General features: G+C 60.3%; 13 protein-coding genes and 1 pseudogene. 5 read left to right on the plus strand and 9 right to left on the minus strand.

What is annotated here, in order from left to right; translation table 11 throughout:
• Positions 1 to 87 precede the first annotated feature (87 nt).
• Positions 88 to 843, plus strand: coding sequence for a FadR/GntR family transcriptional regulator (locus tag L858_RS0103600; RefSeq protein WP_238564915.1), 756 nt, complete (start codon positions 88 to 90; stop codon positions 841 to 843).
• A 157-nt stretch (positions 844 to 1,000) separates the two neighbouring features.
• Here the strand turns inward: L858_RS0103600 and L858_RS0103605 are convergent, their stop codons facing one another.
• The 6 genes from L858_RS0103605 to L858_RS0103630 all read right to left on the minus strand — a co-directional run bounded on the left by L858_RS0103605 (position 1,001) and on the right by L858_RS0103630 (position 3,853).
• Positions 1,001 to 1,564, minus strand: a complete 564-nt coding sequence (locus L858_RS0103605) for a polyamine aminopropyltransferase (RefSeq protein WP_238564916.1) — start codon at positions 1,562 to 1,564, stop codon at positions 1,001 to 1,003.
• Between the two features lie 147 nt (positions 1,565 to 1,711).
• The gene (locus tag L858_RS0103610; protein WP_022681783.1) at positions 1,712 to 1,933 is read right to left on the minus strand and encodes a hypothetical protein; all 222 of its coding nucleotides are present in this window, start codon (positions 1,931 to 1,933) and stop codon (positions 1,712 to 1,714) included.
• Between the two features lie 350 nt (positions 1,934 to 2,283).
• The gene (locus tag L858_RS0103615; RefSeq protein ID WP_022681784.1) at positions 2,284 to 2,619 is read right to left on the minus strand and encodes a DUF6481 family protein; all 336 of its coding nucleotides are present in this window, start codon (positions 2,617 to 2,619) and stop codon (positions 2,284 to 2,286) included.
• 61 nt (positions 2,620 to 2,680) lie between these two features.
• On the minus strand, positions 2,681 to 2,887 hold the full coding sequence (locus L858_RS0103620) for a cold-shock protein (RefSeq protein WP_022681785.1): 207 nt from the start codon (positions 2,885 to 2,887) through the stop codon (positions 2,681 to 2,683).
• Between the two features lie 282 nt (positions 2,888 to 3,169).
• Positions 3,170 to 3,406, minus strand: coding sequence for a hypothetical protein (locus L858_RS21905; protein WP_022681786.1), 237 nt, complete (start codon positions 3,404 to 3,406; stop codon positions 3,170 to 3,172).
• A 228-nt stretch (positions 3,407 to 3,634) separates the two neighbouring features.
• Complete coding sequence (locus tag L858_RS0103630; RefSeq protein ID WP_022681787.1) at positions 3,635 to 3,853, minus strand: hypothetical protein; 219 nt, start codon at positions 3,851 to 3,853, stop codon at positions 3,635 to 3,637.
• A 245-nt stretch (positions 3,854 to 4,098) separates the two neighbouring features.
• Between L858_RS0103630 and L858_RS21190 the strand changes: the two are divergent.
• The 4 genes and pseudogenes from L858_RS21190 to L858_RS0103650 form a co-directional block, all read left to right on the plus strand.
• Positions 4,099 to 4,406, plus strand: a pseudogene (locus tag L858_RS21190) (TCP-1/cpn60 chaperonin family protein); the annotation flags it as partial.
• A gap of 187 nt (positions 4,407 to 4,593) precedes the next feature.
• Positions 4,594 to 5,349 (plus strand): TonB-dependent receptor domain-containing protein, encoded by a 756-nt coding sequence (locus tag L858_RS0103640; protein WP_022681789.1) that lies wholly within the window; start codon positions 4,594 to 4,596, stop codon positions 5,347 to 5,349.
• Positions 5,350 to 5,540: 191 nt separating this feature from the next.
• Complete coding sequence (locus L858_RS19580; protein ID WP_193742842.1) at positions 5,541 to 7,103, plus strand: carboxylesterase/lipase family protein; 1,563 nt, start codon at positions 5,541 to 5,543, stop codon at positions 7,101 to 7,103.
• Between the two features lie 77 nt (positions 7,104 to 7,180).
• Positions 7,181 to 8,704: a glycoside hydrolase family protein gene (locus L858_RS0103650; RefSeq protein ID WP_022681791.1), complete on the plus strand. Its 1,524-nt coding sequence runs from the start codon at positions 7,181 to 7,183 to the stop codon at positions 8,702 to 8,704.
• A gap of 146 nt (positions 8,705 to 8,850) precedes the next feature.
• Here the strand turns inward: L858_RS0103650 and L858_RS19585 are convergent, their stop codons facing one another.
• The 3 genes from L858_RS19585 to L858_RS0103665 form a co-directional block, all read right to left on the minus strand.
• The gene (locus tag L858_RS19585) at positions 8,851 to 9,789 is read right to left on the minus strand and encodes an SMP-30/gluconolactonase/LRE family protein (protein ID WP_022681792.1); all 939 of its coding nucleotides are present in this window, start codon (positions 9,787 to 9,789) and stop codon (positions 8,851 to 8,853) included.
• Between the two features lie 45 nt (positions 9,790 to 9,834).
• Positions 9,835 to 11,439 carry a GMC family oxidoreductase gene (locus L858_RS0103660; RefSeq protein WP_022681793.1) on the minus strand — a complete coding sequence of 535 codons (1,605 nt, stop codon included), beginning with the start codon at positions 11,437 to 11,439 and terminating at the stop codon, positions 9,835 to 9,837.
• A 149-nt stretch (positions 11,440 to 11,588) separates the two neighbouring features.
• Positions 11,589 to 12,377 carry a helix-turn-helix transcriptional regulator gene (locus L858_RS0103665; RefSeq protein ID WP_152639763.1) on the minus strand — a complete coding sequence of 263 codons (789 nt, stop codon included), beginning with the start codon at positions 12,375 to 12,377 and terminating at the stop codon, positions 11,589 to 11,591.
• Between the last annotated feature and the right edge of the window lie 288 nt (positions 12,378 to 12,665).

Here is a 12,665-nt window from a genome sequence, read left to right on the forward strand (position 1 = left end):
CTATTATGCCTCTTTCGAGAGCGATTACGGTATAAATCGCGGATTGTCACGCCTAAAAAGCGCATGTAATAGGAAGCGGGCGCCCCGATGATGCCTTTCGCGGAGAAACTCGCTAAGACCAACCCCAGGGGCGACGCGAGGAGAATGATGAGTAATCGTAAGCAGAATTCTCGCGAAGGGTTGGTGACCGCGGCCGTGGCGAAGCTGCGCGAAATGATTATCGCGCAACCGCCGGAAACGCAGATCGGGTCGCTGCCCGACTTGGCCAAGGAGCTGGGCGTCGGCATCGTCACTGTGCAGCAAGCTGCCCGTGTGCTGGAGCATGAGGGCTTCCTGAAAGTGCGCCGCGGCCCCCGTGGCGGCTATTATGGTGCACGGCCTGCCGCTGAAGGATTGAGCCGAGCCATTTCCGGCTTCCTGGCCCTGCACCACTCTGCGCATCCAGAGGCCATAGACATTATCACCTTGCTCGATTGCGAGCTTATGGCAGCGGCAGCGCGCGCGAAGGATGAAGTGCTGAGGCAGAAGCTGGCAGCGCTTGTCCAGTCAGTGGACGATCGCAACACCGCGCGGCAACGTGGCGCGTTCGATCAGAGCATGCTCGACATTCTTTACCTGATGGTCGATCGCCCGTTGATGGAGCTGCTCTCGCGAGTGGCGGTTCACCATTATGCTGAATATCCTCGCGGTCCCGTCTACATGGGCGACGATGGCAAGCAGCGTTGGAAGCGTGAAAGAAAAGCCATCATCTCGGCCATCCTCGATGGAGATCCCGAGCGGGCCCGATTTGAAGCGCAGAGGCGACGCCGCGAAATCATGAGTCGCCTGAATGCTCAGATCTGAGCATGGCTGGGGTAAACTCATCGAAGCGGTGTGCCTCGCATATGAGGCCAAGCTGGCATAATGAAATAAGTGACCGGCGCAAACCATTACAATCCAAGCCGATTCTGGCGCCGAGCGAATAGCACTGATCTCGCCGGCGCATCGTTAACCGCCGGCCTCAACCGCCCTTGGATGCAAGCCAGATCGTGTGAATTACATGCTCCTCACCGGCCAGCGCCGGGATGCTGACCTCTTCCACATCGAACCCGGCGTTCCCCAGGCGATCGACAAAGTCATCATCCGTGTAGGCCGACCATATGGCGAGGACGCCACTCGCCCTCAGCGCCTTATGTGCCGCCCGCAATCCCCAGTTGCAGTAGAGCCGTTCGTTGGGAAGGTGGATCATCCCGTCGGGACCATTATCGACGTCCAGAAGAATGGCGTCGAATTCGGCCCCCTGCCTGAAGATCACGTCATGGACATCGGCCATTTCAAGCGTCAGTCGAGGATCGACGAGATGGCCCCGAAACAGATGCGCCAGCGGCCCCCTTGCCCATTTGACGATCTCAGGCACAAGTTCGGCGACGACGACCTCAGCAGCCGGTGAAAGCGAGGAGAGTGCCGCCCCCAGCGTGAAGCCCATGCCCAGCCCGCCGATGAGGATGCGGGCGTCGCGATGGGAAAGCCGCTCGCATGCCAGTCTGGCCAGCGCTTCTTCGGAATGGCGAACCTGATCGCCCATCAGTTCATCTTCTCCGAACCGGATCGAGTAATCGTCTCCTCGACGCCACAGGAGCAATTCACCTCCGTCGGGAAGTTGTGCGGTGTCAACCAGCTCTACGGGGAGTGCCGATCGGTCATCCTGTGGTGCCAGCATGGTCATTCCGCGTTACGACCGCGACTTCGTCTGATCATATTGGCCAGGTTCGGCCTTGAACACATCGCGCGCGAAGGTACGGACTGCGGCCGCGGACTTGAATCTCTCCTCCTGCATATGCGACGTGACCAGCGGATAGCCCTGGGAATTGTAGCGGGTCTCGCGCACCGTGAGCCGGAAATGCCCATCATCATCCTTGGAGATGAGATAGGGACGGATTGCTTCTCGGCTCATGGAGATTCCTCACTGTAACTGGGATGGTCGGCAGGGCGAACACTCTGTCGGGGATGAAGTCAGCCCACCATCGCTATGACGACGCGCTTCAATTCACTGCTCGACAGGGTCGTCGGGCGGCCATGGAGGCGCGCCTCCGGCCTGCGCAAGGAGGAGGAGCGGGTTGCCCGCTTATCGGGTTTGGAAAATATATTCATAGATGGTCCTCGCGGCGCGGGCCGCGTTTTTATAGTTGTCCCTGGCAGCACGGCGCGGCCTGATAAGGCCCTTGCGACGATGGTGGCGACGGACATGGGGTTGTATCTGCAAGGGTGCCGCACCGGCCAAAAAAAGGCTTTGCAGCATCCCGGTCAAGACGATAGCCGGTTCTTGCGCGCGAGATATCGCGCATCGCGGGCTGACTTGCGTTCAGCCTCACTGAGTTCGGGCTTTTTCTTGGCCGCCTTTGCCGCGGCCATTTCATTGGCGTGCGCGCGTTTGGCAGCTTTTTGTTCTTTCGCCGCGAGCAGAGCGTTCCGGCGCTTTTCCCGCGCCGCAGCTTCCTTTGCCAGACGGCGTTCTACCTGGTCGGGGGCAACGGGCCGAACCACGGGCACTTTCGTCCGCAGTCGTTCGAGAACCTCTGTCCGGGCGCTCGCCGCAGCGGCTATGCGCTCCTGGAAGTGCGGTTCCTTATATCTTTTCATTAAGAGGAGAGTCCTGTTCAAACTAGAATGGGGGGGGCGGTCGAAGCCGCCCGGCCCTCCTTCAGGCAGCCTGAAGGTTAGTTGCCGATGCCTTGCCCCGCTGATCGGTTTCCAGCGTGTAGGACACGCGCTGATCCTTCTCGAGCGTGCGCATGCCCGCACGTTCAACTGCGGTTATGTGCACGAAGGCGTCCCCGCCGCCGCTTTCCGGCGCGATGAAGCCATAGCCTTTGTCGGCATTGAAGAATTTGACTGTTCCGATGATCATATTGGAGCTCCTTGTCCAAGTTTCATGGGCGCCCGCGACAATGCGGGCATCCCTGCTTCAAGAGGCAAATGTGGGACAAGGGAGAGCCGAAGCGGCCCGATATCCGTCGAAGCGCGACGTTCAGCGAAGCGTTGATAGCACAAAACGACGGAAATGCAAAACGAGTACCCAAGCCGATCGAGCGACCGCTTTTTTCATCTGCCGGGAACTTCGTCCTGAGTTCTCGTCAATTTCATTATTGTGATCGCACCCGCGGCATGATCGGATGCCGCAGCGCGCCGCTCACTTCGAGCGCGCCGCCTCATCGCGCTGGGCTTGGGCTAGCGCATCGTTCAAGGTCGAATATCGCCAGTCACGATAATGATAGCGATATGCCGGCACCTTGATGATGCCATAGCGAGCCATGAGCTCCGTTTCGTCTGCCGGGACAATTATCATCTTCTGTCCAATCCTGGTGAGCATGGAGGCAAGATTACTGCCGACCGCCGGCTGCGGGTCGGGCAAGGAGTTGGACCGCATTCTCCACCCTTGAATATCCCGCTGGATCGGCGATCGCCAAATCGAGCGGCCGCGCGCCCAATGAGGTATTGTGCGTGTTTAGGAAGCGGATTGCTTCCTCCTGCCCCAGAAGCACGAATGCAAGATGCGTGATCAAGCCTTGCCGTCTCGCCTGGTCAGGAGAGATTCGTGGCTCGCGGCTGACAAACGCTCGTCTTCGCAGACGCGCCGGTGCCGTTGCGTCCGCGCTCATGCCGACCCAACCAAGTGTGCGGCCGGGCGAGATCGATCCGTCCAGGGCAGCCAACTCACCGATGCTGCCGCCTCTTTCGAGGAAAGCAGATCGAAGATCCGACCGCCGATGATGCCCGCTGCGGCCAGATGCTTGCGACGTGCCGGCTCACTGATCGCATCGGCGGCGTGCATGAGCAAAATCTGATGTTCGGAATAAAGCTGATTGAGATCCATGATCACTCCCTCGGTAAGCGGGAGCGCGATGGTCTCTCAGTCAAGAGCGCCTACGTTGCTATGCACTTGATGACTTCCATATAGGCCTAATCGACAATCATACAACATTGCCGTGTCCGCAAAATTCGAGAGAAAGAATATCCTCCCACCTGCGACACGACATTTCTGCTCATCAATTGCGCTGGCTTCCGCTTGTGAAAGCGACATTCCGTCGCGGACCAGCGCCAGAAAGTCGGACCAAAATCATGACTGCCAAGGACCTGAGATTCGCGCACGAGGCTCGCGAAGGGATCGCGCGCGGTGTCGATATTCTCGCCAATGCCGTGCGCGTGACCTTGGCACTCAAGGGACGCAATGCCTTCATCGACAGAAGCTTTGGACGCCCTGGATCACCAAGGACGGCGTCACCGTCGTGAAGGGAATGGAATTCAAGGACAAGTTCGAGAACCTGGGCGCCCGAATGATCCGCGGGGTCGCGTCCAGAGCGCATGATCATGCCGGGTACGGCACCACGACGGCGACCGTCCTTGCCCAGGCGATCGAACAATCAGGAAATAGCCCAGGTCGGCGGAGCTGGAGGTGAAGGAACGCATGTTCGAGGCATTGGAGGACCCCGAATTTCTCTGGTTCGGATTTGGACGGAACTGATTACAGCTCCAACAGCTTCAGCCAATCTGGATTGATGCCCATGCCGAATAGCGCGCAATCCATTTAGCATCACAAAATCACCGCGCATTTATTTGAAGGATATTCAATATGGCCTCCCGCGCCTCACCGTTTCGGTCGACGCCTATCGCGTGTCGATCAAGGATGCGATCGGGACGCAGAGCATCGCTGACCAGCTGGCAGATTGCCAGACGAGCGGCGGCACCGCGCCTGTCTGCGCGCTGATCGAACGTCCGTTCCCGTTCAGCAACGCGACGCCGGCGAACTTCCCGACTAAGATCCGCGTGGTGCCCCAGAACCTGGCACGGCTGCTGACCAAGGGCATCGATTTCGAGGTCAGCTATCGCATCCCACTGCCGTCCCTTGACGGCGATCTGACGCTGCGCGCCTTCGCCAACTATCTCGACACCTACGACACGCAAGGCGCGGCGAGCCAGCCCGTCCTGCACCGGGCCGGACGGGCGACCGCGGACCAGGAACCATTCGGCCTGCAAAAGTGGAAGGGATTGCTGACTCAGGCCTACAACGGTCAGAATTTCTCGCTGTCGTTCACCGAACGTTTTACCGGCAAATATACTTACGGCTCACCCAATCAGGTCTTCGCAAAGCCCTTCGTCGTTCCCAACCGCGTATATGTGGACGCGAACTTGGCGGCCACTGTGGGTTCGAACAAGCAGTTCGAACTGTTCCTGAATGTCCAGAACCTCTTCGACCTGACACCGCCGGAAGTGCCCATTCCGCTGATCGCCAACATCTCGGTGGCAACCGACAAGACCGCCTATGATGTCGTCGGCCGCTACTTCACCGCGGGCGTGAGGCTGAAGCTCTGATTACAATTACAGTTCTTCGATCATATCGTACGAAACACTTGAATAACCTGTAGCACTGTCAACCGGCTCACCGATCTCCTGACGTGAAGCGCTCTGGCGCCCAACGTCCGCGGCAAGATCGCAGGAGCCGGTTGATTTGCTTTCGGGTGTGAGAAGGAAAGGGATTTCTGGTAATGGCCAGGAAACATGGCATGCTTCGACTGCTCTGCGCCGCAATCTGCACAATCGCCGCGCCGGCAGTCGAAGCATCGTCAGCCGGCCCCCGCGTCACGGTTGAAAACGGGACGCTGGAGGGCAAGGCTACGGGCGATGTGGACGCATTCCTGGGGGTTCCCTATGCTACCCCGCCAGTCGGGTCTTTACGCTGGCGTCCGCCAGCGCTGGCTAAAGCCTGGCATGGAGTCCGAAAGGCACAGGCTTTCGGATCGAGCTGCATGCAGGTGGTGCGCGACCGACTGAACGGCGCCTGGTCAGCGGAATATGGGATTGAGGGCAGTGTCAGCGAAGACTGCCTCTACCTCAACATCTGGCGTCCCAGAAACAGCGCCAGCCGCAACTTGCCCGTGCTTTTCTGGATTCATGGCGGGGGCTATGTGCAGGGATCGGGAGCGGTCCCCATTTACGACGGCGCTGCACTGGCGCGCAGAGACGTGATCGTCGTCAACATCAATTACCGGCTCAATCTGTTCGGCTTTCTGAGCCACCCTGAACTCTCCCGGGAGTCCCCTACCGGATCATCGGGCAATTATGGCCTTCAGGATCAGGTCGCAGCGCTGAAGTGGGTTCATGCCAACATCGGCGCGTTCGGTGGCGACGCAGATAATGTCACCGTCGCTGGGCAGTCGGCCGGCGCCGGCTCCGTTCTTGCGCTGATGGCGATGCCGTCTGCACGAGGCCTGTTCCGCCGTGCCATCGCGCAAAGTGGCGCCGGGCTGAACTCGATGGCGCCTTCGCGCACGGAGATGGAAGAACGCGGCGTCAAATTTGCAGGCCTGATGGGCGCGAGGTCGCTGGCAGAGCTACGCGCGTTCCCGGCGGAGGCACTTTTGAACACGCCGGAACCGCCAACTTCGCGTCAATGGTCCCCCAGCATCGACGGGGCGGTTCTGCCCGCAAGCCCCCACAGCGCCGCGGCGCGATATCAGGATACGCCCGTGCTGACGGGGCTGAACGCTGATGAGGGTAGCGGCTTCCAGGGCGAACGATATGGCAAGCTCAGCGCGGCGGAGCTGCCTGTCAGGCTCAAGGCGGAGTTCGGCACATTGTCCGAAAAGGCCGGCAATATCTATCGCGCCCGTACCGATGCGGAAGCCGGCAGCATCGGCAAGGACCTGATCCGCGACGAGGGACTTGCCGCGACCTATCTATGGGCAAGAGAACGTCTGCGTACGTCGCGCTTCCCGATCTTCGTCTATCTGTTCAGCCACGTCGAACCCGGCCCGCAGTCCGCGCTCTGGGGTGCGTTCCACTCGTCGGAGATCCCCTATCTTTTCAATGTGCTGGACGCAAAGGGCCGCACATTCACGGAAACGGACCGCAGGATCGCCGATGAGGTCGGCAAATTGTGGGTGAATTTTATCAAGACGGGCGATCCGAACGGCCCCGGACTGCCGGCCTGGCCTAAGTTCGACCCAGATTCGCCGAAGATCCTTGAAATCGGCGACAGGAGCTTCGAGCGTCCGCTACTGCCGAAGGAAAAGCTCGAGCTGTATATCGAACATCAGGCCAATGGCGGACGCATCACCCTGTTTTAAAGGGCGAGCGAAGGCGGCATCCGATCGGATCGGCGGGAAGCAACGCGCGATTGCCCAGGGGGGGAGCGGAGATGAGAATGGCTTTGCGTAATATCGTGACGTTGGGACTTGCCCTGATGGCCGCGTCCAGCGCAACGGCACTGCAGGCCAAGGGGCTGCTTTCTTCCCTGCCCGCGATCGCTACGGTGGACGAGCGGTTCCAATCCTATAATGTCGAGATGGTGGAACTGACCGGCGGTCGCTTCTGGGCGCCCTATGGCAGTTCTGCGGCCAACATGTACCGCATGCGCCCTCCCATCGATCTGAACGATCCCAAATTGCGCAACCTTACCCGACAATTGGCGCCAGCCTATATGCGGGTCAGCGGGACTTGGGCGAACAACACCTATGTTCAGGGTCGGGGCGAGAATGGAACGGTTCTGCCGAAAGGCTTCAAACAAGTGCTGACGCGCAAACAGTGGCAGGATGCAGTGGCATTCTCCAACGCCGTCGACGCTCCCATCGTCGCCAGTTTCGGCGTAAGCCTCGGCACGCGAGGCCCCGATGGCGCGTGGCGGACCGATCAGGCGCAACGACTGGTGGACTCCACCAGGGAATTTGGCGGAAGGATCGCCGCGGCAGAATTCTTCAACGAGCCGAACATGCCGAGCGCGGCTGCCGATTTGCCGGAAAAATACACGGCCGCCGATTATGGCGCCGACTTTCGGACATTTCGCGACTGGATCCGGAAAGCGGCGCCGGGAACGATGATCCTGGGCACCGGCGGAGTCACCGAAGACAGGCCGCCCAACCAGATCCCGGTTCCGGCGAAGGGGGCGCCGATCCGCAGCGAGGATATGCTGGCAGCCAATCCGGGAAGCCTCGACGCGGTGTCCTATCATTTCTACGGCATCGTGTCACAGCGCTGCGCGTCGATGGGCATCGGCAGCGCGGTCAAGGAAGACGCTCTGACGGCCAGATGGCTGGACCTCACATTAAGGGCCTACAGCTTCTACGCGGCACTGCGTGACAAATATGAACCCGGGAAGCCGATCTGGCTCACGGAAACGGCGCAGGCTTCCTGTGGCGGCAGTCCATGGGCATCGACTTTCCTCGACAGCTTCCGCTATCTGAACCAGCTTGGGCTGCTCGCTCAGAAGGGCGTGCGCGTCGTCATGCACAACACGCTTGCAGCATCCGACTACGCGCTGATCGACGGCGACACGCTGGAGCCGCGCCCCAACTATTGGGCGGCTGTGCTGTGGCGGCGCTTGATGGGCACGATCGTGCTCGGCCCGCCCAGCCCTACGTCGCCTGACATGAGATTATATGCCCATTGCCTGCGGGGTTCCAGCGGCGGCGTGGCGCTGCTCGCCCTCAATACCGGCGATGCGCCACAAAAACTGGCAACGGGACCGGACACCAAGGCATGGATAATGACCGGACAGCCGCTCGATTCAACGACCATCCGGGTTAACGGGGAAGTCCCGCGGATCAGCTCGAATGGAATGATTTCCCAGCTTTCTGGCCGTGTTGTGCGCGGTGAGGTACAGATACCGGCGAAGTCGCTCGCCTTCCTGGCTGTGTCGGGCGCCAACAATCCAGCCTGTGTTCGCCCATAGGGCCCCGTCGTGAGCGGCGCCTGCCATCTCCAAGCCCGGCTACCGATGACCTTGTCCTCATCAGACATGCTCCGACCGAACGTCTCCGGATGTGTCATCATCAATCGGACGTCCGTCGGAGCAAATTCCATTCTGCGCAGGCGCGTTCAGGCGACCGAAGCCACACCCAAGTCCGGAGTATCGGCTCTTTCCCCCTCACCTGCCACCGGCACCGCTACCCGCACAGTGACAATCTTGCTGCGCGGATCATTTGCGCGCCGTGTGGGATCGAAATCAGGCGGCGTCAGGCACATGAAGAGAGTACGGCCATCCCCGCCCCCCAGGCATACGGCGTAGCAATTCATCTCGGTTTCGATTTCCTCGATGATCCCTTCGCCCTCCTTCAATCGCACAGCACGCGGGTTGATGAAATCGGCGGCCCAGATTCCACCCTGCTCGTCGATGTCGGATATGCCATCCGGTCCGATCTGCATTTCGGCCATGGCTTTGGCGGGATCACGGCTTTCGACCAGTTGGCCGACTGCCGCCCAGTCTCGATCTTCGGACAGCCTCCCGTCCGGTAGAATATCGAACGCCGCGAGCCGTTGGGCGAACGACTCTGCAACAACCAATGTTCGGCCGGCGATGATGGTCGATCCGTTGGGGAAGAAAAGCGGCCGTGAAACCTGGGTCACGGCGCCGTCAGGATCGACGCGGAACAGCGACACCGGTTTCAGGTCGTCATGTTCCATGAGCGCGAAACCATGGCCGCCCACCCATGCGCGCCCCTGCGGATCGACAACCATGTCGTTGAGCCAATATTCGGTCAATTCCGACAGGTCTGCATGTTGCTCGATCCTGCCGTCGTGCTCCCTTCGCATGATCCGGCGGTCCTGCATCGAAACGAACAGAAGCCGTCCATCGGGAAGCCAACCCAGGCCCGAGGGCTCATGGCTGTGTGTCACCTCGATGCGAAGATCCGAACCATCTTCGTTCACCGAACAGATGCAGTTGCGGTAATGGTCACAAAACCAAAGCCTGTGGCCATGCCACCGCGCATTTTCCGTCAACGTCATTCCATCAACAATCGTTGTTGCCTCAGCCATGATAGTCTCTCCTGGTTAGATGGTTCGTTCGATCTTGGGTCGGTGTCACGATCCTTCAGCGAGCATCGCCGCCGCCTTTTCGGCAATCATCACGGTCGGCGCATGCGTATTGCCCGACGTGATCCGGGGCATGATTGATGCGTCCGCGACGATCAGACCCTCTATGCCTCGCACCCGCAGCCGCGCATCGACAACCGCTTCCGGGTCGTTCGCCGGACCCATCTTGCAGGTCCCTACCGGATGCCAGGACGTACCGCCCTTTTCCCTCATGTAAGCCGTCAGTTCTTCGTCGGTGACTGCTTCGGGTCCGGGCGCGAGCTCAGCAACGATGCGCTGCGCCATGGGATCGGAAGCCAATATGCGGCGCATCAGCCGAATGCCGGCGCGCAATCGATCCAAGTCGCTGGGGTGCGAGAGATAATTGGGATGGATGGCGGGAGCCTGTTTCGGATCTGGAGAGCGGACGGCGATATGCCCGCGCGACTTTGGCCCGACGAGCACGGTCGCGCCGCTGATGCCGGGGAAAGGATCAACCTCAGCCTTGCCGGAAGGCAGGAAGGTGGATGTCATCGGCCGAAGCGCCAGTTGCAGGTCCGGTTGCTTCTGGTCCGGTCCGCTGCGGACATAGGCACTGACCGCCGAAGTTCCCATCGCGAGATAGCCCGTGTGTGACAGGAGGTACTTCGCGCCTTCCACATATTTGCGCCAGCCGCGCAGAGAGGCATTGTAGGAGCTTTCCGGCGTGACGCGGAGCACGAACGGCGCATTCCAGTGATCCTGAAGATTGCGCCCGACACCCGGCAGGTGATGCAATATGGGGATCCCCGCCCGGCTCAGATCCGGGCTGTCGCCGATCCCCGAAAGGTTCAAGATATGCGGTGACCCAACGGCCCCTGCGCTCAGGATGACGTCGCGACCAGCACGGGCGGACTGAACCTTGCCCTTGACACTATATTCGACACCCGTCGCACGACCGCCCGACAATAATATGCGGTGCACCAGGGCATCGGTCAGCACGAGCAAATTGGGGCGGTTGAGCTTGGGGCGCAGAAATGCCGTATAACTGGATTCACGGCGGCCCCCGCGAATGGTGAACTGTTGATAGGCAACGCCTTCATGAGGCGGCGCGTTCAGTTCTTTGATGGCTTCGATCCCCAAGGACGTTGCCGCGTTCAGAAAATCCGTCGTCGAGGGATGGCGGATGACAGGATCGCTCACATACATTTCGCCGCTCGACGAGTGCATGCCATCGGCGCCGAAGACATTATCCTCTGACTTGAGGAACCAGGGAAGCACCTCATCCCAGCTCCAGCCTGCATTGCCGAGTTCAGCCCAATGATCGAAGTCGTCCGGGTGGCCGCGCATGTACACCATACCGTTGATCGCACTGCTGCCGCCGAGCGTCTTGCCGCGCGGCCAGTAGATCTGGCGACCACCAAGCGTCGGAACCGCCTCGGTTGTAAACCGCCAGTTGAACCGCCGATGATGAAATAGCATGGCAAGGCCTGCCGGAGCGACCAGCCAGAAACTTCTAGGGCTGGGGCCGGCCTCCAGCAGCAGGACCCGGTTGCGCGGATCTTCGGAAAGCCGGGTGGCGAGGACACAACCCGCCGAACCCGCTCCGATCACGATATAATCGAACTCACCCATCCTCCCGCCGCGCCTTCGCCTTTCTTTCGACCGCCGTTCACGGACGGCTGTTTCGGCTGACAGGATCGCGCTTTCTCGAAAGGCCCTAAATCCCCAAACAGGGGGACAAGAATTTGTGGCACGCCACCGCCACAAGATTTGGCTGCGGCTCAGTCGAGGCGAGTGTCCAGATCCAGGTCGTTATAAAGGCGCAGATACCACAATAGCATCTCGCGGTGGCAGCCGATGGACAGGCGCTGGTAGATCCGCTTCCGGAAGGAGGACACCGTTTCCACCCCCACCCCAAGATCCGCTGCGATCGAGTTCGCGTTAAGGCCATAAAGAAGTCGCGCACAGGTTTGCAATTCGCGCGGCGGCAGGTGAACCGGTCCGGTTTTCAGTACCGTTTCAATCAGTGGCAGGGACGTCAGCGCAGCGACGATATTCTCACGCTGACGGCACAGGCCCAAATTGCGGGCAAGCATGGGCAGCACCACATCAGAGGCCGCCGCCAGCCTGTCGATCTGCGCCGGCGTAAAGGGCCGATCCCGCCCGACGCGCACAGCCGTCAGCGCGACGCTTACCGCATCACCCCGCCTGTAGAACAGCAACCGCTCTGCGAATTTTTCCTGCTCCCAATGCTCTCTCAGCTCGCGGCAAGGGACATTGGCGGCATCGGTCCACAAGAGCAGAGGCTCACCCTGGCTGACACTGTCGATCTGCTGCAATGTCGTGTCGTGACGCCACAGGCTCCGCTGCATGTAATTTTCAAACTGTTGCGCGGCCAGCCGACCACCGTCATGGCTGGCGCTCGCGATGACGGTAGGCCGCCTGTCTTCGATCAGAAAGACGTGAATATGCTCAACGCCGCCGATCTCGGAGAGTGTATTGGCGAGCGATCCATAAAAGCGGTTTGATCCCATAGCAGCGATGAGGCCATGAAATCGGCCATCCTGCAAAGAGGAAGCCTGCGCCCTTTTCGGCCACAGCACGCTGTTTCCGATCGCGCGTTCTCCGATCATAACCTCTCCTGGCCGCTCGTCATTATCTGACCCGAAATCATGCTCCCTCCGCTCGCCGCGATCAACCCGACCCTTCCCGTTCCCGCTTCACGCGCAGCGCGCAGGTGCTTTCCCCGCCGTGCAACAGCCAGGCCCAGCATGTCCCTTTGTCGGGGGATTTTTCATGGCCGAGCCATCTGCCAACAAGCTGGCGACGCAGCAGATCGGATCAATCACGGCTTGCAC

This window comes from Sphingobium bisphenolivorans, from assembly GCF_000412635.1.
Lineage (GTDB): Bacteria > Pseudomonadota > Alphaproteobacteria > Sphingomonadales > Sphingomonadaceae > Sphingobium > Sphingobium bisphenolivorans.

What these genes read in the sequence shown, in the direction of transcription:
- L858_RS19585 (WP_022681792.1), bottom strand. Translation starts at nt 9,789, where the DNA reads ATGGCTGAGGCAACAACGATTGTTGATGGAATGACGTTGACGGAAAAT.
- L858_RS0103615 (WP_022681784.1), bottom strand. Translation starts at nt 2,619, where the DNA reads ATGAAAAGATATAAGGAACCGCACTTCCAGGAGCGCATAGCCGCTGCG.
- L858_RS0103650 (WP_022681791.1), top strand. Translation starts at nt 7,181, where the DNA reads ATGGCTTTGCGTAATATCGTGACGTTGGGACTTGCCCTGATGGCCGCG.
- L858_RS0103600 (WP_238564915.1), top strand. Translation starts at nt 88, where the DNA reads ATGATGCCTTTCGCGGAGAAACTCGCTAAGACCAACCCCAGGGGCGAC.
- L858_RS19580 (WP_193742842.1), top strand. Translation starts at nt 5,541, where the DNA reads ATGCTTCGACTGCTCTGCGCCGCAATCTGCACAATCGCCGCGCCGGCA.
- L858_RS21905 (WP_022681786.1), bottom strand. Translation starts at nt 3,406, where the DNA reads ATGCGGTCCAACTCCTTGCCCGACCCGCAGCCGGCGGTCGGCAGTAAT.
- L858_RS0103610 (WP_022681783.1), bottom strand. Translation starts at nt 1,933, where the DNA reads ATGAGCCGAGAAGCAATCCGTCCCTATCTCATCTCCAAGGATGATGAT.
- L858_RS0103660 (WP_022681793.1), bottom strand. Translation starts at nt 11,439, where the DNA reads ATGGGTGAGTTCGATTATATCGTGATCGGAGCGGGTTCGGCGGGTTGT.
- L858_RS0103620 (WP_022681785.1), bottom strand. Translation starts at nt 2,887, where the DNA reads ATGATCATCGGAACAGTCAAATTCTTCAATGCCGACAAAGGCTATGGC.
- L858_RS0103630 (WP_022681787.1), bottom strand. Translation starts at nt 3,853, where the DNA reads ATGGATCTCAATCAGCTTTATTCCGAACATCAGATTTTGCTCATGCAC.
- L858_RS0103605 (WP_238564916.1), bottom strand. Translation starts at nt 1,564, where the DNA reads ATGGGCGATCAGGTTCGCCATTCCGAAGAAGCGCTGGCCAGACTGGCA.